Source organism: Aquimarina megaterium XH134 (genome assembly GCF_000520975.1).
Classification (GTDB): Bacteria; Bacteroidota; Bacteroidia; order Flavobacteriales; family Flavobacteriaceae; genus Aquimarina; species Aquimarina megaterium.
Map to the genome: position 1 here is coordinate 392,066 of NZ_JACB01000001.1, position 21,999 is coordinate 414,064.

The 21,999-nt window shown below is 34.6% G+C and carries 16 protein-coding genes and 1 tRNA gene; 4 read left to right on the forward strand and 13 right to left on the reverse strand.

The features are described 5' to 3' along the window. The first annotated feature begins 24 nt into the window (after positions 1-24). The 3 genes from Z053_RS0101845 to Z053_RS0101855 all read left to right on the forward strand — a co-directional run bounded on the left by Z053_RS0101845 (position 25) and on the right by Z053_RS0101855 (position 2,649). Complete coding sequence (locus Z053_RS0101845) at positions 25-792, forward strand: hypothetical protein (protein ID WP_025663332.1); 768 nt, start codon at positions 25-27, stop codon at positions 790-792. Positions 793-889: 97 nt separating this feature from the next. Beyond that, on the forward strand, positions 890-1,252 hold the full coding sequence (locus tag Z053_RS0101850; protein WP_025663333.1) for a hypothetical protein: 363 nt from the start codon (positions 890-892) through the stop codon (positions 1,250-1,252). A 29-nt stretch (positions 1,253-1,281) separates the two neighbouring features. After that, positions 1,282-2,649: a tyrosine-type recombinase/integrase gene (locus Z053_RS0101855; protein WP_025663334.1), complete on the forward strand. Its 1,368-nt coding sequence runs from the start codon at positions 1,282-1,284 to the stop codon at positions 2,647-2,649. A 116-nt stretch (positions 2,650-2,765) separates the two neighbouring features. Here the strand turns inward: Z053_RS0101855 and Z053_RS0101860 are convergent. The 6 genes from Z053_RS0101860 to Z053_RS0101885 all read right to left on the reverse strand — a co-directional run bounded on the left by Z053_RS0101860 (position 2,766) and on the right by Z053_RS0101885 (position 11,862). Next, positions 2,766-2,838, reverse strand: a tRNA-Met gene (locus tag Z053_RS0101860). Positions 2,839-3,025: 187 nt separating this feature from the next. Continuing rightward, complete coding sequence (locus Z053_RS30640) at positions 3,026-3,208, reverse strand: CPXCG motif-containing cysteine-rich protein (RefSeq protein ID WP_081748194.1); 183 nt, start codon at positions 3,206-3,208, stop codon at positions 3,026-3,028. An 813-nt stretch (positions 3,209-4,021) separates the two neighbouring features. Continuing rightward, positions 4,022-5,392: a TolC family protein gene (locus Z053_RS0101870; protein ID WP_025663336.1), complete on the reverse strand. Its 1,371-nt coding sequence runs from the start codon at positions 5,390-5,392 to the stop codon at positions 4,022-4,024. Then, positions 5,364-8,591 (reverse strand): efflux RND transporter permease subunit, encoded by a 3,228-nt coding sequence (locus Z053_RS0101875; RefSeq protein ID WP_025663337.1) that lies wholly within the window; start codon positions 8,589-8,591, stop codon positions 5,364-5,366. Before Z053_RS0101875 ends, Z053_RS0101870 begins: the two co-directional genes overlap by 29 nt. Positions 8,592-8,593: 2 nt before the next feature. Then, positions 8,594-9,760, reverse strand: coding sequence for an efflux RND transporter periplasmic adaptor subunit (locus Z053_RS0101880; protein WP_025663338.1), 1,167 nt, complete (start codon positions 9,758-9,760; stop codon positions 8,594-8,596). Between the two features lie 179 nt (positions 9,761-9,939). Further along, a complete protein-coding gene (locus Z053_RS0101885; protein ID WP_025663339.1) occupies positions 9,940-11,862 on the reverse strand; it encodes an ABC-F family ATP-binding cassette domain-containing protein in 1,923 nt (640 codons plus the stop codon). Between the two features lie 57 nt (positions 11,863-11,919). On the opposite strand from Z053_RS0101885, the gene Z053_RS0101890 reads away from it, so the two are divergent. Continuing rightward, complete coding sequence (locus Z053_RS0101890) at positions 11,920-12,306, forward strand: DUF983 domain-containing protein (RefSeq protein ID WP_025663340.1); 387 nt, start codon at positions 11,920-11,922, stop codon at positions 12,304-12,306. Here Z053_RS0101890 and Z053_RS0101895 read toward each other — a convergent pair. The 7 genes from Z053_RS0101895 to topA all read right to left on the reverse strand — a co-directional run bounded on the left by Z053_RS0101895 (position 12,301) and on the right by topA (position 21,926). After that, on the reverse strand, positions 12,301-13,347 hold the full coding sequence (locus Z053_RS0101895; protein ID WP_025663341.1) for an NAD(P)/FAD-dependent oxidoreductase: 1,047 nt from the start codon (positions 13,345-13,347) through the stop codon (positions 12,301-12,303). The two genes, Z053_RS0101890 and Z053_RS0101895, sit on opposite strands and share 6 nt — an antisense overlap. Before the next feature lie 210 nt (positions 13,348-13,557). Next, positions 13,558-14,448: a type IX secretion system ring subunit PorN/GldN gene (gene porN / locus Z053_RS0101900; protein ID WP_025663342.1), complete on the reverse strand. Its 891-nt coding sequence runs from the start codon at positions 14,446-14,448 to the stop codon at positions 13,558-13,560. 19 nt (positions 14,449-14,467) lie between these two features. Continuing rightward, positions 14,468-16,015, reverse strand: a complete 1,548-nt coding sequence (porM, locus tag Z053_RS0101905; protein WP_025663343.1) for a type IX secretion system motor protein PorM/GldM — start codon at positions 16,013-16,015, stop codon at positions 14,468-14,470. A gap of 49 nt (positions 16,016-16,064) precedes the next feature. After that, complete coding sequence (gene porL, locus Z053_RS0101910; protein WP_025663344.1) at positions 16,065-16,691, reverse strand: type IX secretion system motor protein PorL/GldL; 627 nt, start codon at positions 16,689-16,691, stop codon at positions 16,065-16,067. A 77-nt stretch (positions 16,692-16,768) separates the two neighbouring features. Beyond that, positions 16,769-18,142, reverse strand: a complete 1,374-nt coding sequence (gene porK / locus Z053_RS0101915; protein ID WP_025663345.1) for a T9SS ring complex lipoprotein PorK/GldK — start codon at positions 18,140-18,142, stop codon at positions 16,769-16,771. A gap of 110 nt (positions 18,143-18,252) precedes the next feature. Beyond that, positions 18,253-19,416 carry a formimidoylglutamase gene (locus Z053_RS0101920; RefSeq protein WP_025663346.1) on the reverse strand — a complete coding sequence of 388 codons (1,164 nt, stop codon included), beginning with the start codon at positions 19,414-19,416 and terminating at the stop codon, positions 18,253-18,255. An 8-nt stretch (positions 19,417-19,424) separates the two neighbouring features. Further along, positions 19,425-21,926 carry a type I DNA topoisomerase gene (topA, locus tag Z053_RS0101925; RefSeq protein ID WP_025663347.1) on the reverse strand — a complete coding sequence of 834 codons (2,502 nt, stop codon included), beginning with the start codon at positions 21,924-21,926 and terminating at the stop codon, positions 19,425-19,427. Positions 21,927-21,999: the final 73 nt, after the last annotated feature.

Genomic DNA, 21,999 nt, shown 5'->3' on the forward strand with positions numbered 1-21,999 from the left:
TAAAACACATTTATAAAATAAAATATGAACTCAAAGCAAATAAATTTTAAAAATCATAGCAAAGCTTTAAATGAACTGATTTTTGAAGCAAAAGATCTACAAGGGGTTTCAAGAAGAACTGTACATAGCTGGAAACAGTCTGGTGTATTAGATGACAAAAGAGATCCTAATGCATTGCGTAGATGGAACTATTTTAGCGCAATCGACATCATCTGGATGGGAATATTAAACGAAATGAAACAACTACGTTTTACCCATTCCGAAATGAAAGCCTGCAAGGAAGTCTTGTTTGAAATGATTATAGCAGAAGACAAAAAAGAATATCCAGCATTAGAGTATTACACATTCTTAGTCCTTCTATACAACCAACCCATCTACATAGTCATTTCTTACGATAATGGCATTGATGCTATTTGGATGCTCGATGAAAAAGATTACTTCTTAAAACTTAAATCTGGAGAAATTGAAAATCATACTGCACTTTCATTACACAAAGCAGTTAAGATAAATCTTAATCCCGTTTACAAGCTCCCTGTTTTTAATGAAACAGCAGGATTAACAAATGAAGAAGCGAAAGCATTATCCTTAATCCGGAGCAAAGATTTTCGTAATATAAAAATAACCAAAAAAGATGGAGAGATCAGTATCATCGAAAGCACAGAAAGGATAGATGGCACTGAAGAAATTGCCAAATTATTGACCGAAGGCAAATACCAGAACATTGAAATAAAACAAATCAATGGCAAAATAGTATCCGCCCACCGTACAACCAGAACACATTTTAAAAAGTAATATCAATTAACGCAAATGACCGCTACAAGTCAAGCACACTTAATCACTACTGTATTCACCGACACTACAATTGGATGTACAGCAACTAAGTATCAAAATGAAAATTAATGAAAATAAAGAAAGCGTATATATCGAAATGAAAGAGTTAGCTGATCTTATAAATGCCAAAGATTGGAGAACAGCCCAGAAGTGGTGTCAAGAATTCAACCTTCCCATTATTAATATAGGCAAAAGCAAAATGACATTTAGAATTATGGCGACAAGCGAAATAGATCAACAAGTTCTTAACGCTTTAAAACTTAAACACCCTCAAAACTGGGAAACTTTATTTAAACATTTTAAAAATAAGGATTACTTAGAATATGTTCTAGCCACTTGTGATGAAAATCCAGTAGCATTTAGATCAGTTCAAAAATCTACTCCCAAATCAAGATTTGCAAAAGCTTTTGCTAAGGATTAAAACTAATTATTAATATTAAAACAGCAATTATGAATCGAAGAAAAAAGCTTCCCTTAAAAAAACACGAAAGCCTTTGTATTTACTGTAACAAATGCAAAAAACATTTCTTCTGGACACAAAAAAATGAAAAACAGCACGATGGAAAAATCAAGAGGACAGAACCTAATTGCGGAGAAACCTCGAACAAATTCTCAAAATGTCCAAACTTTGAAAAACATAAATTTAGATCAAGGTTCCATATACCAGGAAGCAACATGAGCAGAGTTAGCAAGACATTTGATGTAACCACTTACCAAGATGCTGTTCTAAAAACTATTGAATTCCGAAAAAGTTTCATGAAAGACACATTCGCAGTAACAACCGAACCAAATGAAATAAAAAAAACTGGATTCCTTTTTGATGTTCAGATTGAATATCTAAATTTTTTGGACAATGTAGATGTACCTGAACACCAAAAAGTTCATCGCTCAGACAAACACATCAGCGAACAATCCAAAAGTTTGGAACAGTTTAACGAAGCTTTATCTAAAAAAGGGATCAACAAAAAAGTACTTCCTATTCACAAAATAACAGATATTCATGTTGGTTATTTTCATTCATATTTAACAAAAGATCACGAATATGCTAACAAAACATACAACAAAAAGATATCTACTCTAAAAAGCTTTTATCAATGGGCAATAGAGACCTATGATCTTCCAAACAAAAATCCTTTCCTAAAAGTAAAACCAAGATCAACCAAAAAAAATAATGACACCATTACTGAAAGAGAATATTACGATCTTGTTGATCCTAAAAACATGTGCAAAGAAAATGGGGAGATCATCATAGGAATAAAGAGAAAGTTAAAAAGAAATTTATATAGAGATTATCTTAAAGATGGTGTTGAGCTTTGTTTACACACAGGAGGAAGACGAGAAGAGGTGGTGGAGTTGAAATGGAATATGATCCACACTTTAAATAATGAAATGTATTACATCGAATTTAACAATCTTAAAGTTGAAAGAATGTTAGGCGATGGTTTTAACGATAATGTAAAAACTAATATTATTCCAATCACACAAGATCTAAAAGATTTGTTATTACGTTTAGGGTACAATCAATGCAAAAATTCAGATAATTATATATTATGTCCTGATCGATCCAATCAATCCACAGAAACAATTATGGATAACATATCAAAAGGCTTCACCCATTTTTACAAAAGACTTAATACTGGAAGGGAGCTGCAACTTAAATGCTTAAGAAAAACCTATATGACCTATCTCAAATTTGCCACTAATGATGATATGAAAAAATTAGATTCTCACACCACGGATGAAATACTAAACAAACACTATTTAGATGCTAGTGTAATTAACAAAGCTATCTCTGAGATGCGTATTTTCGGCAAATAGTTTTATAAAAATAGGTACTTCAAATAGGTACTTCACTGATATTTCAACTCAAATGGCTCAAAAAAACACTTTCCTAAACCAAAATAACCCCTTGAAAATCAAGAGGTTGTCGTTAGTAGCGGGAACAGGACTCGAACCTGTGACCTTCGGGTTATGAGCCCGACGAGCTGCCTACTGCTCTATCCCGCGATGTATATTATGTAAATCAGAAATCTGATTTGTAAATTTTATTTTATAAGAACTGCCGATTATATCCTGTTCATATCTCATCTTCTAATCGGAGTGCAAATATACAACCATTTTTAATTTAAACAACACTATTTTTATTAAAAAAAAGTAAAAATATCATAACCCCCTTGAAGTAAGCTATTTAGTCTCATTGTTCGATGTTCAATGATTCAAAAGATACTAATTCCTGATCCTCAAATCGTGGATGCAACTCCATAGGGTTACAACATACTTCACAGTCTTCAACATATACCTGATACGGTACAGAAGGATCCAGAAGCATCGATATTTCCTCCCAGCAATATGGACATTGAAAATAGTGTTCGAACATAAACTAAATATAACACCTCTTATTCTTTTGTGTAATCAAGAGTTTAATTTTAACAGTTCTTGTTAAAAAACCTCACAAAATCACCAAAAAGGCACTTATACAAGTGGGGAGGGGGTACTTACTATAGTGGGGGTACCACAGAAACTGAAGCACAACACCCTCTTCAACAAGTGGGTATATCTTGTTATCATACAATGTATACCCACTTCAGAAGTCCCCAGGGGGTACCTCAAACAGAAGATAAACCTAGTAAAAAGAGAGGTGGCACCGAGTTCTGAGATAGGATCATCCTGTGTTTGAAGTAGGGGGTCCCCACTTCTATAAGTGGTAGGGGGTACTTATGAAGTACCCCCTACCTATCAAAAACTCTTAATTTTTTAACATTAGAGAAGAGATTATAACCCAATATTTGGATAAACACACTAGTTACCGCTTAATGAATAGATAAGAAAAATTCATGTTTATAATTACTTCTCAGCACTTTTATCGTTTTGACTACGGGTTGTTTAATTTATGAAATATCTAAATGCAAATCTAAAGGACACCCCACTTTGGGGTGTGGTTGTATCGACATGTATCTTAACCAAGTAATTTGTTACCCCAGATTTGATCTGGGGTTCATTTTTAAGGGATGGATTATGGATTCCGGATCAAGTCCGGAATGACAGGATAATTATTTGTAACAAACCACTCAAACTGGTCAAAAGATTTAAAACACATATTAGAACAATAGTTAAAAATGCCTTTGAACACCTTATGTTTTTAGTGCCTTAAAAAAGAAAAAAACAGGAGTATAATCTGATATTTTGTTCTTTAGAATTCAATATTCAACAACTGCCCTGTTAACTGTAATAGCTGAAGTTCTGCAATTTTAGCATCATATTTTGCCGAATTCTTATTGGTTTCTGCCAAAATCAGATTGATCTGCGCCTGCCTGAATTCTATAGAAGTGATTTGTCCTAGTTTAAAACGCTCTTGCGAACGCTCAAAATTATTTTGATTCGTGATTACATTCTGCTGCTGAATCTTAAACACATTCAAACGGTTTTCATAATTTCCTAATGCATTGGCAATATCTCTTTTTACCTCTTTCTCTATCTGGCTTTTTATAATTTCCTGATTATCCAATGCTATTTTAGCATTTTTTACTCTTGTGATCGTATTTCCTCCGTCAAAGAGATTCCAGGTAAGACTTACTCCCGCTCCTAGTGTGTAGGTATCTGAAATATTACCAGGAAAGAATGTTGATGGTGGATTTCGGTTTTGGTTCCAGCCATAAGATCCGGTTAATCCAATCGAAGGTAAGTACCCGGATTTACTCACTTTAATATCATAATCACTAATTCGAATATTACTTTCATTTTGTAAAAGTGTTATGTTATTCTCTGTCGATTTTGATAAATACTCCTCTAGTTCCAGTTTTGGGATAAATTTTATAATGGTATCTACCTCAAATTCATGTGCTAGATCATTATCCAAAATTACATTTAGATCTCTCTTTGTATTTATTAATTGTTGTCTTGTATTTAATAAATTAATACTATCATTTGCGACATCAACCTCTGCATTAAGTACATTAAGTTTTGTATTCTGGCCATACTCAAACTGATAATTAGATCGTAGAATACGTTCTTTCGAAATACGAAGTGTTTCTTCGAGAATCTCTACATTTTCAGACAACCTGGCTACTTCGTAGTATACAGAGAACAACTGCAAAATTGTATTTTCTATAGTTTCCCTGGCTTGTAATTCGGTAAGATTATATTGCTCTTTTAATCTTTTATAATTATAAAAACGTCCCAAACCATCAAACAATGTATAATTAAGATTTAGCCCTGCATTATACCGTTGCGTTTCGGCATCTTCGATCTTGATATCTGCTCGTGGTTGTCCTGTGTTTTGATCTATTGCTCCCTGAAAATTAGTGTTCGATGTTGCCGATTGATAATTCGCTCCGGCATTACCGGTTAACGTAGGCAAATATCCAGAATTAAGAATTCCTTTATTGTTTTTTGCCACGGCTATAGTATTGGTAGCGATTAATATCCCAAAGTTATTTTCTAAGGTAAGTCGTATAGCTTCCTGCTTTGTTAATTGCTGACTGATTACATTTCCAGAAATCAAAAACAGAAAGAACACTAATTTTAGTATAATGCTACCCTTGCAATTCATGATGCTCTTCATTCTCTTCTTTTTGTTCTTTAATGGCACGTTCTACTTCTTCTTTGGTAATCTTATTTCCGGTAACTAACCACTTGGTTCCTACTTTCACATTGTTACTAAACGATAAAAATAATGGTAACAGCAATAGGGTTAATACAGTCGCAAAACCAATCCCGTAAGCAATAGAAATAGCCATAGGTTTTAAAAATTGCGCTTGCCTGCTTTTTTCTAATAATAGAGGAGCTAACCCGGCAATAGTAGTAAGTGAAGTAAGAAAAATAGCCCGGAAACGTGATCTCCCAGCCTGATAAATAGATTCATCAAAACTCAATCCCTCCCGAAGATTACTATTAAACTTACCGATGAGTACCAAACCATCATTAACCATAATGCCTATAAGAGCAATAATACCTAGCATAGATAATATATTGATAGGAAAATTATGCGCCCAATGCCCTAATGCCACTGCTGGTATACTTAGCGGAATCAGTAATAAGAGTAGTAATGGCTGACTATAGCTTCTAAACGTAAATGCAATGGTTATATAAATTAATGCAAGCACAGTAAGCCCTACGGGTTTTAAAGATCCCAAAAGTTTACCTGCTTCTCTATTTTGCCCTTCATAAGAAGGTGTAACTGTTGGGTATTTAGAAATAATCTCAGGCATGGTCACCGTTCGAATTTCTTGTAATATATCTGTCGCACTGGTATTTTCTGCATCTTTTAAATCTGCAGAAATCTGTATTTCACGACGTCCTTCGAGGTGGTTAACCGCTACATCACCTCTTTCTATGCTATAAGTTGCAATTTCATTAAGTGGTACTCGTTCTCCACTAATCGTAGTAATACGCATATCATCCAGATTAGATATCGAAGAACGATTATCTCTATCATATCTCACCCAAACTCTAATTTCGTCCTGCCCGCGCTGAAAACGTTGTGCCTGTACCCCAAAAAAACCTGCTCGAACCTGTGTCATAATATCCCGAAGATTTAATCCCAGCAGATATGCATTTTCTTTTAATTCTATACGAATCTCTTTAATTCCTGCCGGATCATTATCTGTAACATCCTTCAACAATGAATTATTTACCAATGCTCCTTTTAGCTCTGCTTTAGCTGCTTTCAACTCTGCTATATTATTTCCTAATAATGAAACTGAAACCGGTCTTCCCCCAAAATTACCTCCACTGCCGTATACAAGGCTTTCTACACCAGCTACTTCTCCCATTTTTTTACTAATAAGGTTTGTAACCATAGCCGATCCTACTGCATCGGGACGTTCTTCTCCCGGTAGTAAATTAATTCTTAATGAGGCCGAAGACGATCCGGGGCCAATATTGGTAATCACATTTTTAAATAATTTCTTACCTGTATATTCGGGCCCTTTTAAATACTGTTCTGTTAATTCTTCATTAGTTTCCCATGCTTTTTCTGCTATCAAAGAAATGATACTGTCTGTTATTTTTTCATTAGTTCCATTGGGCATTGCCAGGTTGATTGATACTTGATCACTTGCTATCTGAGGGAAAAAAGAGGTTCTAACTATTCCTCCTCCTACAGTTCCTATAGTTAGAAAAAGAAGAACAATAAAAATAGAAAACGTAAAAAGTTTATTTTGTAATGAAAAACGCAATGCCGGACTATAGATTTTGTCTCGTAGCCAACTCATAATAGCATCTCCAAATGTATTGATATATCGTAATTTTGCAAATAGTTGTCCAATTCCTGTTTTAGGTTTTGAATCTTGTGGTTTAAGCGCTTTGGAATGTGCTAAATGAGCTGGTAGAATAATCAAAGCTTCGATCAGAGAAACTGTTAATGTAAGAATGACAACTACAGAAACTTCTCCAAAAAACTCTCCTATACGACCATCTAAAAACAAGAAAATACCAAAAGCTAGTATCGTAGTAATAATAGCAGAAATAATGGGTGGTATTACTTCCATAGTGCCATCTATAGCTGCTTGTACCGGGGTTTTTCCTTTTTCGTAATGTTGATATATGTTTTCTGCAATTACAATTCCATCATCCACCAGAATCCCAATTACGATGATCATCCCGAACAGGGATAATACATTTATAGTAACATCAAATGATCCTGCAAAAATAAACATTCCCAAAAAAGCTACGGGAAGTCCAAAAGCAACCCAAAATGCCAAACGTGTATTAAGGAATAAGGATAAAAAAGTGAGCACCAGCAACATTCCGATAATAGCATTTTCTGTAAGAAGTTCTGTACGTTGTACAAGTGTAATAGATCGGTCACTAATCACATTAAGTTGTACGTTATTATACTTCTGATTAAATTCTGCTATATATTCTTTTGTTTTTTCTGCTGAAGAAATAAGATCTTCGGTATTTGTGCTTGTAATTTCGACATTAACAGCCAAGTTTCCATTAAAATAAGTAGCGTTTGCGGTTTCTGAAAAACGATCACGTACCTCGGCTACATCTTTAAGGCGTATTACACTTCCTGAAGCATCTGCACGTACGATGAGGTTAGAAAGCTCATTGCCATAATACGAACGATTATTTGCCCTGATCAAATATTCTTCGGCATCTGTTTTTATGGTTCCCCCGGTAGTTAGAATATTGGCTCTACTTACTGCCTGTGCTACTTCACTAAAGCTAAGGTTATATGCAAGTAAGTTTTTTTCGTTTATAGCGATTTCAATCTCCTCTGCAGGATAGCCACTCACAGAAATCTGGGAAATCCCTTCTATCCCACGAAGATCATTTTCTACCTGTCGTGCAATCTCTTTAAGGGTAACCAATGGTATATTATCTCCGCTTATAGAAAAATTGATTGTAGGTCGAATCGCTTCTTGTTTTGCCACTACCAAAGGTTCCATACCTGTTGGGAATGAAGGCACACGATCTACAGCATTTTTTACTTCTAACAGCATGAAATCGATATTCTTTCCTTTTTCGATTTCAACATTTATTGTCCCGTTATTTTCTCTCGAAGTTGAAGTTACACGTTCTACTCCATCCAGCCCTTTTAGGTTATCCTCTATCTTAAGTACAATTCCTTCTTCTACTTCTAATGGAGAAGCTCCCGGGTATGTAATATTTATAATGATATTTTTGGAATCTATTAGTGGAAAAAATGAAGATTTTAAGGATAATGCTCCTACAACTCCAAATGCAAAAAATGCAAGTACAATCACATTTACCGCTACGTGATATTTAATAAAAAAAGCAATAATTTTACGCATCACTATTGTTTTTTAGCTGTACTAGCAGAACTATCACTATGCACATTATTATTTTCTTTCTTTCCCCGGTAGATCTTTATTAGCATTCCTGCATATGCTCCCGGAACACTTTTGGATAAAATTACGGTCTCTTCAGGAACTCCCTTAAGCACTACTTTTTTATCAGAAAAATATACAGGTTGTACATCTATAATATCAAGAATACTGTCTCTTACCACAAATATCTTATCCCCTTCCTGAAGCAATCCTCTTTCGATTTCGATAGCATTTTCTTCTTTCTTAGCATCAAGATTGGCCTCGAGATACATCCCTTCTCTAAGAGATGGATCTGCTACTTCGATAAAAGTTGTAATGGTCTGGGTGGCCTGATTAACACTACTATTAATCCTGGACACCTTTCCTGTAAACGTCTTTGTTTTATTAAGGTTAGAAAGTTCTACCGATTCTCCAATACGAAGCAGATCTCCATATTCCTTGCCTATAGCAACCTGCATTTCATATACTTTGGTATCTATGTACTCTCCTAATTTTTGTCCCTGCCGAATTAAAGTTCCCTCGGTGACCAGGGCTTCGGTAAGCACTCCATTAAAAGGAGCAGAGATCGTATATTTTGCCAATCGTTGCTCCAGATTTTTCACATTATAATAGGTGGTATAAATATTTCTTCCTGTTATAAAATATTTTTCTTTTTCTGAAGTAACTTCTGGTAGCTTTGGTGTGGCTTTACTCATATCAAAGGTATTGAGATACCCTTGCCATTTTTCATAAATATCTGGATAATCCAATCGCAAATCTGGCATAATTGAAGTAACCAGGTTGTATAAATTACTCTTGGCAGATTGTACACTAGCATAATATTCTGAGGCATCAATTCTTATTAAAGCTTGTCCTCTTTGATATTTTTGACCGGGTTTAAATAAGTGAGTTCCTCCTTTAAAAATCCCCTGAACTTCGGCATATAGCTCTAACCTTCTTTTTGCAGTTAAATTACCATTTGCTGCAATTTGAATAGGAATAGTTTTGTTTTTTACCGTATCTACAAAAACGGTTTTTATCACTTTTGCAGGTCTGGGTCTGAGTCTTTTTTTACTATCTATTATTGTATTTGCAGCAAAATAAGCTGCTACAATCAAAAGTATCCCCAGGATTGAAAGTATAATTTTTCTCATAGTGTATTGGTAACCACAACTTTTTGTAGAATCGCTACAAAACTATCAACCACACACTTGGGATGCAGTTAAAGAACTCATAAAAGTTAATACGAGAGATTTTTACACTATAAATAGGTTAGCTATATAGAGAGATATGATAATAAAAGCAAAATTAGAAGACAATATAAAATAACTTCTTATACATTGTTTAATGCATCCATTTCTTCTTGTAATATTTCCCAATCTTCCATTAGTGAGGATAAGAGATCCTTTTTTGCCTGGTAATTATCAAAAAAGTTGGGTTGCGCAATCGTTTCATCATAATTGATCGCCAGTTCTACATCAATTTCCTTAATTTCTCTTTCCAGCTTATTGATTTTGGATTCTATATTACTCAATTTATTTCCAAGTGATTTCACTTTTTTCTGATCCTGATAAGATTGTTTTGCTGTTTCTTTGGTATCAGAAGTTGTTTTTTCTTGCTTATCTTTCTTTTCTATATCTCTTAGATCATTTATTCTTTTTTCTTCTAAGTAGAAATTTATATCACCGAGATATTCTTTGATTTTTTTATTCTTAAATTCATACACTGTATTGCTTAATCCTTGAAGAAAATCTCTATCATGCGATACCAAAATCAGGGTTCCATCAAAATTTTTCAAAGCTTCTTTTAATACATTCTTAGATTTGATATCCAGGTGGTTTGTTGGTTCATCCATCACCAATACATTAAAAGGCTGTAAGAGCATCTTACATAGCGCTAATCGGTTTCTCTCTCCTCCAGAAAGTACTTTTACCTTCTTATCTACCTCATCCCCTCTAAATAAGAAAGCTCCGAGCATATCACGAACCTTGGTCCGTGTCTTTTCGTCGGCCGCATGGATCATAGTATCATGAACCGTTAATTCTCCATCAAGATATTCTGATTGATTCTGAGCAAAATATCCTATCTGTACATTATGACCTAATTTAAACTCTCCTGTATACGGTATCTCATCAATAATAATCTTAGCCAATGTTGATTTACCCTGACCATTCTGACCCACAAATGCTATTTTAGATCCTCTCTCTACCAGTAGATCAATGTCTTTTAGAATTTCTTTATCACCATAACTTTTGCCTACACTATCAGCTTCAATAACTACTTTTCCTGGTTGTACACTTACAGGAAAACTAATATTCATTACTGCATTATCATCTTCATCTACTTCTATTCTATCAATCTTATCTAATTTTTTAATTAAAGATTGTGCCATAGCCGCTTTAGAAGCTTTGGCTCTAAACTTTTCGATCAGTTTTTCGGTCTGTTCTATCTGCTTAGATTGGTTCTTTTGCGTGGCTAATTGTTGTTCTCTAATCTCTTTACGAAGCACCAAATATTTAGAATAAGGTTTGTTATAATCATAGATACGTCCCAAAGAGATTTCTATAGTTCTGTTGGTAACATTATCCAAAAACATTTTATCGTGTGAAACAATAACTACAACTCCGGTATAATTTTTTAAAAAATTCTCTAGCCAGATAATAGATTCTATATCCAGATGGTTTGTAGGCTCATCTAATAATAAAATATCATTATTCTGTAATAGAAGTTTTGCCAGTTCGATTCTCATTCGCCACCCGCCAGAGAAGGTATCTGTAAGTTTATTAAAATCTTCACGAGCAAATCCGAGGCCTTGTAAAACCCTTTCTGTTTCTCCTTGGTAGTTATACCCACCCATGATCTCATAATGGTGTGTAAGATCACTTAAATCGGTAATTAGCTGGTTATATTTTTCACTTTCGTAATCTGTGCGTTCTGCTAGTTGAGCATTAATTGCATCGATATCTCGTTCTGCTTTTTTAATTTCTACAAAGGCTTCATAGGCTTCTTCTAGAACTGTACGCCCAAATACAAAATCTATATCCTGCTTTAAAAAACCAATCTTCACTTCTTTATCCATAGCTATTTGACCAGAATCTGGTTCTTGCTCTTTGGACAAAATCTTAAGCATGGTAGATTTTCCTGCACCATTCTTTCCTATCAATCCAACTCGATCCCCTGCATTTAATCTGAAGCTTATTTCTTCAAAAAGGTACTCTCCTCCAAACGAAATCGATAAGTTATGTATGTTTAACATCTGCTTTTGAATATTTTGTGCAAAGATGATTAATTTTGCGTTAGAATAAAAACGCTCATGAACTTCTTAAAAGGAACAAAAATTTATAGCATTATCACTGGTAGCTGCCCTGTATGCCAGGAAGAAAGTATGTATAAGGAATCTAACCCTTATAAATTAAGCCAAACTTTAAAAATGCAGGAACGCTGTAGTCATTGTGGCACCAAATATAAAATAGAACCTTCTTTTTTTTATGGAGCTATGTATGTGAGTTATCCTGTAGGGATTGCTTTTGCGGTTGCGGCTTTTGTGGTTAGTAATCTCATTTTTAAGCTTGATCTAGTGGCTACTTTTATTATAATTTCTATAACGATGATTGCTTTTTTGCCAGTTATTTTAAGGTTATCCCGAAATATATGGATCAACTTTTTTATGCATTACAAAAAAGAAGAGCATTCTTCATAGGTAACTATACCGTTTACAATCTATTTCTTTGTCTAAAGAAATTCCTTTTTCTATATGGTTATATAGTTCTTTTGCCATAGTAGGAGCCAAGAGGATGCCTCTACTCCCCATACCATTTAAAATATGCATATTAGCATACCTCGTATGCGTTCCTATCAAAGGTCTTCGATCTTTAACTGTAGGACGTATTCCTGCTACCTGATCCACTATTTTGTAGGGCACTTTTAAAAATTTTTCCAGCTTTTTTTGCAATTCTTCCCTGGCAGTAGTTGTTATTTCTGGAGATTTATCCTGATTGTTATATGTTGCTCCCACTTTATACAAATCCTCTCCCAGAGGGATAATAAATATCGAAGATTTTATCGCTTCCTTTTGCTTAAGTGCTTCAGACTTAATAATAATATATTCACCTTTATTACCATATAATGGCAGATCATTAAAAAATGGATTGTTTTTTACTCCATAACCCTCAGCAAATACAATATGTCTGCATTTTATTTCTTTATATTGAATATAATCTTCTGTTACGGTGATTTTATCATACTCAAAGGATTCATCGATTAAAATATCGTTTTCTTTAAGTTCTTTCGCATAGGCAGAAAGCATATTGCTGATATCAATTTTCCCGGTATGTTTTACTTTTCCATAATGAAATGGAATATCTAGCGCCGAATTAGTATTTCGGATCAATTCTGAAGAAAGAAATTCTCCTAAAAGGGGTTTATCACAAGCTTCAAACCAGTTGTTTTGCTCCTCTACGGCATTAAATCTACGTAATATCGGAAGTTCTGAAACTAACGTTTTCTGGAGCTTTGTTTCTACATTTTTATAAAAAGAGACTGCTGTTTCAATTTGCTGCGAGGCTTGCCAAGCCATCGTAAAGCGCTTTAAAATTACGGGGTTATATAGGCCTCCTGCTACTCTTGATGATTTCTGTGAAGCGTCTTCGAAAACTACATATGATTTGTTATGACTTTCTAATTCTTCTACAAAAGATAATCCCGATAACCCTAACCCTACAATAATATAATCTAATAGCATTTAACTTCTGAATTTATGTAACTAGCAGTACTCATTTATAAATAATATAATCATAAAATGTAAGTTTGAGATTATAACCTAATTCGTAAAAATCATTTGGATTAAATGGTTTTATGATCTCAAACTCATATTAGCATAGTTCAAAAATAACAAAACGCCCAACTATAGTTGGGCGTTTCATCTATTATTTATTGAAGAATATCAGAGTCGTTAATAACTCCACATATCCATTTCAAAATTTCGGATACTTTCTTTAATTCTTTCACTTTCAAGTAGTTGCATCAAGGCATTATCAATAACATAATCTTTGATTTCGCGGTCACCTTGAATATTATCTTCTTTATAAATCACAGAATTAAAGCGTCTTGCATTAAGGATATGATCATACGTAAAAGGCATTGATGTATTTTTCCTATTAAATGCCATTGCATTATGAAATATTTCTCTAGCATCAGGATACCATATCCAGAATAATGCTACCATATCTGGCTCATCATCATCGATAAAGTTAACATCGGGTGCTACAGGTGCTAATCCAAGCAATCTGTATCTTAATTCCCCTAGTCTTTTATCAAAATACCAATATCCTCTTATTTTGTATTCTGATATATCTGCAGAAGTAATATCCCTTCTGTTAATGTACTGAGGATCTACTTCTTCTCCAGCATTATACTGCTCAAATCCTAAATCGGTAGTATCGATTTTAGACATTGTAGACTGAAGATCTTCAAAAGTACGTGTCTCAGTAAAATATGAATCTGAATAAATATTCTTGATTTTTCCGTTTTTGATATTTGTTACCAATACATCATATAAAGATCGACGATTAGCACCAATATTAAATGTATCAATAGGATAGTACAATGGGAAATTTATTCGCTCATCAAGGTCAATAGTTTCCCAAGTGGTTTTTGCCCACAATACATCACGTTTATCTACATATCCGTACTCTAAGGGACGATCATTGTCATACAAAATCTGCTCTTGAGTTTTCTTTCCAATCTCATCAGGATTATTGGCATTTAAAACATTTGCCTGCCCGAAAGAAAGAGAAGAAACCAATAGACCAAAAACGGTTAATACAAAATTTCTCAAATTCATAACTACGTAAGTTTATTTTTTAATTTGTTAACTCAATAATAACCGGAGATATTTTTTTCAACTTATATCCAGAGCTATTAGCTAACTGTGCTTTTATATCAATAATTTGAACAGAAGAACCTCTTTTTGCTTTACGCAAAGCTGATTTTGCTTTAGAGTTAAGCCTTCCTCCAGGAACACTTACTGTTGGCTGTCCTTCTACTTTAAATTTAAATCCTGTCACTTTTAATTTAATATCAAAGTCAAAATCAGGCAGAATAGCACCTACAGATGAAATTTCTAAGGCATTTCTCGCCATTTTGATTGCTCCATCTTCACCACGTACTGTTCCTACAGGTCTTGGTATACCTTTAATTCTAAATTTCTTACTGTCGCTTACTGTTGTACCATTTGCTAGTTTACCACTAACTTTGATATTAACTTCACGAGCTTTTACAGCAGTAACATTCATCATATATTTTCCTGCTCCTCCAATTTTTCTTAATCCAGGGGCAGAAGCATTTACAGCTGGTACACCAGGAATAGAAATAGTCATTGGGTTATTAACTCCACGATATACCACATTCATTTTATCTGCAGAAATTACAGCAGAATTTGGTCTAGGAATTACAGTATATGAACTCTTAATTGGAATCGTTACTGTAGAATCTCCTTCTTTAAATTGAAGTTCTCCAGCCACATCTCTTTCTCCTACATTTCCTGCAGGGAAATCTAACATGATTTGTCCGTTTGTAACTTCTGTTTGCTCTTTACCATTAACCATTACTTTGGTTGGTTTTAGTGTAGCATCAAAACGTCCAAGAACGATTCTACCTTTAAAACTCTCTCCACTAAAGAAAGCTGTTTTATCTGCAACTACAATCGCCTCATAGTTACTAAAAGAAAGTTCAGACGCTTGTTGTCCAGCTAATAACGCTGAAAGCACTTTACTTTCTGTTGTTTTAACATCGGCTTGCATTTGAGTAAGCTTAGTTAAAGAAGCAACCAAAGGAAATCCTTCAAAGTTATAATTTAACCATTTTTTAGTTACTCCAGATCTGTCTTTTACATCAGCTGTAGAAAAGGTTTTAATCACATCATCAGCAACCGAAGCATCTACTTCTTTTACTTCTTTGATTGCAGCAGATACACCATCTCTATATTTTGTGATTTTATCCAAAAATTCCTGAGCCCCGGCAGTAACCTTACCACCTTCAAAAAACTTTTGGTCTAATCTATCTGGTCTATCCATAGTTTCATAATCCGTAGGATCTTCTCTATCGTCAACCAATTCAGCTTTAAGTTGATCTAGATATGAGTTAAATTCATTAGATAAAACACTTATCTGATCTGCTTTTTCTTTTAATGGGGTATATTTTTCTGGCTGTTCTGAAACCTTTTCGGCCAGACCTGCCATAAATCCAGTATTTCGTTGAGTAGCCAACTCATTTGATTCTGTCAATTTTTCTGACATTAAACCAAATGCAGTTAATACTTCTTTTGACATATTTAATGCCATCATCGCGATGAAAACCAAGTACATCAGGTTAATCATCTTCTGCCTTGGGGATAATTTTCCTCCTGCCATATTCTTTTTAGATTTTGGTAGTTATTATAAAATATTTAATTAAAAAATGTTAACTTCTGTTCATTGCAGTTAACATACCACCATATACTCCATTAAGCGAAGAAAGGTTACTAGCAAGGCTTTCCATTTGACTTTGAAGCTTAGTTGCGTTTTCAGCAATAGCCTGGTTAGCTTCAGCCTGACGTGCAGAAGATTCTAACTGAACTTTGTATAAGCTATTTAAAGATTCAAGGTGCGATGCTGCGCTTGCCATCTCTTCACTATATTTTTTAGTTCCTGCTATAGCATCTGTTGTAGGACCAAGGTTTCTTGCTGCTCCTTCAAAATTACGGATGCTATCACCAAGGCTACTCATAAGAGTAGTATCAAGTCTAGCCTCTTTAAGCATATCGTCTAATTTTTGAGACAATAATCCTTCTGGAGTTTCTTTTTCTTTTTTGTCTTTTTTGTTTCCTCCTGCTAATTCAGGGTACACTAGAGACCAATCTAGATCGTTGTCTACAGGTTCGAATGCAGAAACAGTAAATACTAATGCTTCTGTGATCAAACCAACAATAAGCATTTCATTACCAAATGGCCAGTGCATAATTTTAAAAAGTGCACCTAATATTACAACGGCTGCTCCCAGACCGTAGACCATGTTCATTAATTTCTTGCTTGCTTTTGAATTTGCCATAATAAATTTGTTTTGTTTTTTTAAATCTTAAGTTTTAAAAAAGGGTTAGTAATTAAGTTGATAGAAAATTTTGGGACTTAGTTTTGATTTTGAGTATTAGCTTCTCCAGTCGATTCAGTACCCATGTAGTCCTGAACTGTTCTAAATCCGATAAAACTCCTCGCAGAATCTGCGTATTCGTAATCTCTGGTACTTACCTGTAGGAAGTAAGCAACATCTTTCCAGGATCCTCCACGTACAACCTTACGTTTGTTTTCATCATCATTGACATTTGGGTTCATTGATGACACATACTCGTAAGCTGCGGGATCATAAGACGACTGTACCCACTCAGAAACATTACCCGCCATGTTATATAGGTTATAATCATTAGGGTCGAATGTTTTGGCTTCTACAGTATATAAAAAGTTATCTGCTGCGTAGTTTCCTCTAAGAGGCTTAAAGTTTGCTAAGAAGCAACCTCTATCATTTAACGCATATGGGCCTCCCCATGGATACGTAGCTGACTCAAGGCCTCCTCTAGCGGCATACTCCCATTCTGCCTCTGTAGGCAGTCTGAAGTAATTCACGAATTCTTTACCTTTTTTCTTTTGATAGGTATTTTTCTCGATAGTTCTCCAACGACAGAAGGCTCTAGCTTGTTCCCAAGAAACACCTACTACCGGGTAGTCATCATATGCACTATGCCAAAAATAGTCATTATGCATAGGCTCATTATATGAGTAGTTAAAATCCTTGATCCAAACTGTAGTGTCTGGATATACTTTTATAACTTCTTCTTTTACAAAATCTTTTCTTCCTCCTTTTCTAGCACGTGCAGCTGCCTGGATATCCATCCATGTAAATCTGAATTCAAATTTACTTACATCTAAAGTACGTCTACCATTATAAGATTCTTCTAGAGGAATATACATAGTATCCATAACTTCGGCATAAAACTCATCGGGATAATCATTTACATCCCATTCGATATCTACATCCTTATTAAGTTTTCTACCTTCGTAGCCAGTTTCTCCTGTACCACTATAGTTATCGTACATATATTTTTCATAGACGGACATGTTTTCGGTATCAGCATCTAGAAATGCAAATTCTCCAATACCGTCATCACCTGGGGTTTTACCCAGCTCATCAGCCATTATTGCTAGCCTCATCCTAACAACAGAATCGCGAACCCAATTTACAAATTGTCTATACTCGCTATTAGTTACCTCAGTTTCATCCATATAAAAAGAACGAACCGTAACCATTCTTGTAGGGGCATTTGCAAGTGCTGCTTTATCATCATCCGACTTACCCATAATAAATGAACCTCCGGGGATGAGGGCCATACCATATGGTTTTTGCGGGTGCCATTTTTTCCCTTGTGCTCCTACCAGTTCTCCTCGGTTTCCACCACCACAACTGTAGAGCATTGCTAAAATAGCAAAGAGTGATACAAATTTCTTCATAACGTGTTTTAGGTTAAGATCTTCTAGATTTAAGGACGTAAACCTATTTATTTATTTCCAGAAAAACAATTTTTTTCTAAAAAAAACCTTAAATCGACCTAATAAAAATGTTAAACTTCGTTTTTTTGTTTTGCCTTATACCATCTTTCAGGTATTTCCTGATTACAAGCACGCTCATAATCGTTGTATGTGCAAGGTAATAACGTATGTCTTTTCAATTTATTATTACCAGATGAAATAAATGGTATTTCTATCCACCATCTTCCAGTCATAATACTTTTATAAAAAGACAAAATTTCGTCTTCTATCGGCACATTATAATGTAGTGTACTTTTTAAATTTTTAATATCAATTTCGTTAGATCTGTAATTGATTCCTTCTACAAAATACCATATCATCTGTGCAATCAACAAGGAAGCAGTTTCTTCGTTTTTAAAGTTTTTAAATTCATAAATTCCAAAACTTTTAACCTTATCACTTATTCCTGCATATCTCGAAATCGCACAAATTTCGCGACCATCAAAACCATTAGGAGAAGCAGCATACCCACTTAAACTTGTAGAATTAACAACTCCCAAATCTATAGAAACGATATCAGCATCTCGCATAATTGGCTCTACAACAGTTACGTCCGAAATAACCTCTCCCAAACGATAAGCATCAAAATATAATTTTTCTATCAGATCTATTTCTTCTTGAGTATTAAAATACGTTTGATACCCTATATTACTATAGTTAAACAAATTATACGGTTGTTCTACAATAATTTTACCTACAAATGAAGTATTCGTGATAGGCTTAGAAGAATTTCCTAAGTCAAATTTACTATCTACATTAACCAAATTTACCATTCGTTCTAAAATATCGAATGATCTATATTGCGCATAGACTAAATCTTGACTCCCCCCTATAATAATGGGGATAATATTTTTCACCAATAATGCAGACAATACTTCCTGCACCAAATAGTAAGTATCGCTAACCTCGTTACCTGGAGTGATATCTCCCAGATCTACCATATTAGTACTCCAGTTCCCGGGGTAAAGCTCGTATAACGATTTACGAATGGTATCAAAGTTTAAGTTTTCACCTAAAAAATTAATATCATTCCTATTCTCCCGAATACCGAGAATAGCAACATCTATTTTTTCCAGATCAGGTACTCCGCTAGCTGTTGTATGAATTTTAATTTGATTTCCTAATGCATGTTCAGAAAGTAAATTAGTATGAGCAGTAACTAAATCACTAACTGGTATAAGAAATTCGAAAGACATATATTGGTTTATTTCTTTTTAGTGGTCTTTTTTGTAGTTTTCTTTTTTGCTGCAGTTTTTTTCTTGGGAGCATTTTTCTCTATGAGATCTTTTACTTTATCCAGCGTTAATTTTGAAGCATCAACGGTCTTAGGCAGTTCAATTTTAACTTTACCTTTTATAATATTACTACGACCCCATCTGGCTTTTTCAACTCGAATCCCTTCTTCTTCCCAATTATGAATAACCTTATCAATTTCTTTTTGCTTCTTCTCTTCTATAAGTGACACGATATCATCATCAGATAGATTATCAAAGTCATACTTCTTATTTACATTGATAAACATTCCGTTCCACTTAATAAAGGGGCCAAATCGGCCTTTTCCTTTTTGAACAGGAAGGTTTTCATATACATATATAGGTGCATCAGCTTTTTCTTTAGCGTCGATTAACTCAATAGCCCTATCTAAAGAAGTACTTAATGGATCTTCTCCTTTTTCTAAGGAAACAAATTTTTCGCCAAAACGCACATAGGGTCCAAAACGGCCATTATTAACTACAATAGTCTCTCCTTTATACACACCAAGTTCTTTTGGCAGTTGAAACAAATCCATTGCTTCTTCATAGGTAATACCACTTAATGTTTGTCCAGGAGGCAAACTAGCAAATTTTGGTTTATCCTCATCATCGGCAGTACCAATCTGAACCATTGGTCCAAATTTACCCAATCGCACACTTACTACCTTACCTGTAGCCGGATCTTCTCCCAAAATACGCTCTCCCACTTCTCGCTCTGCATTCTGTGATACATCCTCTACTCTTGGATGAAACTCTTGATAAAATTCTTTCATCACATGAGTCCAATCTTCCTGACCTTCTGCTATTTCGTCAAAATCCTGCTCTACTTTTGCGGTAAAATTATAATCGAGAATTGAAGCAAAATGATTTACCAAAAAATCATTTACAACCATCCCTACATCGGTTGGAATTAACTTTCCTTTATCGCTACCTACTTTCTCAGATAGTTTTTTCTCATTCACAGCATCTCCCGAAAGAATCATTTGAATATAATTACGAACCTCTCCTTCTTTAGATCCTTTTTCTACGTAGTTTCTATTCTGAATTGTAGAAATCGTAGGAGCATATGTTGATGGTCTTCCTATCCCCAGTTCTTCTAATTTTTTAACCAGCGAAGCTTCTGTATATCGCCCTGGCGCTCTTGTAAATCTTTCTGTTGCAGAAATATATTTATTAAACAAGCTTTCTTGCACTTTCATTGCAGGAAGGATTCCTTCTTGCTCTTCATCCTCATCATCATTACCTTCTAAGTATACTTTTAAAAAGCCTTCGAATTTTATCACCTCTCCATTGGCAGTAAATTGCTCTTTATGTGTATTGGCATCAATCTTTACATTAGTTCTTTCTAATCTGGCATCACTCATTTGCGAAGCAATAGCTCGTTTCCAAATCAATTCGTATAAACGTTGTTGATCATAATCAACATTTACACTATGTCTTGAAAAATCTGTAGGACGTATTGCTTCGTGAGCTTCTTGTGCTCCTTTAGATTTCCCTTTATATTGTCTTGGATTGCTATATTCACTACCATAAGCCGAATCAATTTCTGCCTTTGCTCCATTTTGAGCTTCTACAGATAGGTTAACACTATCTGTTCTCATATAAGTAATCAAACCTGCTTCATACAACCGTTGCGCCATCGTCATTGTTTTACTCACAGAGAAGTACAATTTTCTTGAGGCTTCTTGCTGTAATGTTGATGTTGTAAATGGCGGAGCTGGTGATTTTTTTGCAGGTTTTGTAGAAAGATCTGCTACCTTAAACGATGCTCCAAGGTTTTTCTTTAAAAATGCTTCTGCTTCTTCTTTGGTTTTAAAATTTTTAGGAAGCTTAGCTTTAAAAGATTTACCAGCTTGATTAGAAAATTCTGCATCAATCCTATATGAAGCTTCTGGTTTAAAGCCTAAAATATCACGTTCTCGTTCTACGATCAATCGTACCGAAACAGATTGTACTCTTCCTGCAGACAACCCTCCTTTTACCTTTCTCCACAATACAGGAGACAGCTCATACCCAACCAAACGGTCCAAAACACGTCTGGCCTGCTGCGCATTTACAAGGTTGTAATCTATAGAGCGAGGATTCTCTATTGCTTTAAGAATAGCATTTTTAGTAATCTCATGAAAAACAATACGACGTGTTCTGTCTTTATCTAATTTAAGAGTTTCTGCAAGGTGCCATGCAATAGCCTCTCCTTCTCGATCCTCATCACTTGCCAGCCATACCATATCAGCATTCTTAGAAAGATCTTTCAGTCTTTTCACAACATCTTTCTTATCCTTGGAAACAATGTATTTGGGCTTAAAATCCCCATCCACATCAACTCCTAATTCTTTGGAAGGTAAATCTGCAATATGCCCAAAACTGGATGCTACTGTATATTCTTTTCCAAGAAACTTTTCTATCGTTTTGGCCTTAGCAGGCGACTCCACAATCACTAAATTCTTAGCCATAGTCCTTTAATTTCTGACGACAAAAGTATATCAATTTTTTGATATCAAGATTCTTTATCAAAAAAATTAGTTC

Coding starts and splice junctions, on each gene's coding strand:
- Z053_RS0101845 (WP_025663332.1), top strand. CDS start 25: ATGAACTCAAAGCAAATAAATTTTAAAAATCATAGCAAAGCTTTAAAT.
- Z053_RS0101850 (WP_025663333.1), top strand. CDS start 890: ATGAAAATTAATGAAAATAAAGAAAGCGTATATATCGAAATGAAAGAG.
- Z053_RS0101855 (WP_025663334.1), top strand. CDS start 1,282: ATGAATCGAAGAAAAAAGCTTCCCTTAAAAAAACACGAAAGCCTTTGT.
- Z053_RS30640 (WP_081748194.1), bottom strand. CDS start 3,208: ATGTTCGAACACTATTTTCAATGTCCATATTGCTGGGAGGAAATATCG.
- Z053_RS0101870 (WP_025663336.1), bottom strand. CDS start 5,392: ATGAAGAGCATCATGAATTGCAAGGGTAGCATTATACTAAAATTAGTG.
- Z053_RS0101875 (WP_025663337.1), bottom strand. CDS start 8,591: ATGCGTAAAATTATTGCTTTTTTTATTAAATATCACGTAGCGGTAAAT.
- Z053_RS0101880 (WP_025663338.1), bottom strand. CDS start 9,760: ATGAGAAAAATTATACTTTCAATCCTGGGGATACTTTTGATTGTAGCA.
- Z053_RS0101885 (WP_025663339.1), bottom strand. CDS start 11,862: ATGTTAAACATACATAACTTATCGATTTCGTTTGGAGGAGAGTACCTT.
- Z053_RS0101890 (WP_025663340.1), top strand. CDS start 11,920: ATGAACTTCTTAAAAGGAACAAAAATTTATAGCATTATCACTGGTAGC.
- Z053_RS0101895 (WP_025663341.1), bottom strand. CDS start 13,347: ATGCTATTAGATTATATTATTGTAGGGTTAGGGTTATCGGGATTATCT.
- porN (WP_025663342.1), bottom strand. CDS start 14,448: ATGAATTTGAGAAATTTTGTATTAACCGTTTTTGGTCTATTGGTTTCT.
- porM (WP_025663343.1), bottom strand. CDS start 16,015: ATGGCAGGAGGAAAATTATCCCCAAGGCAGAAGATGATTAACCTGATG.
- porL (WP_025663344.1), bottom strand. CDS start 16,691: ATGGCAAATTCAAAAGCAAGCAAGAAATTAATGAACATGGTCTACGGT.
- porK (WP_025663345.1), bottom strand. CDS start 18,142: ATGAAGAAATTTGTATCACTCTTTGCTATTTTAGCAATGCTCTACAGT.
- Z053_RS0101920 (WP_025663346.1), bottom strand. CDS start 19,416: ATGTCTTTCGAATTTCTTATACCAGTTAGTGATTTAGTTACTGCTCAT.
- topA (WP_025663347.1), bottom strand. CDS start 21,926: ATGGCTAAGAATTTAGTGATTGTGGAGTCGCCTGCTAAGGCCAAAACG.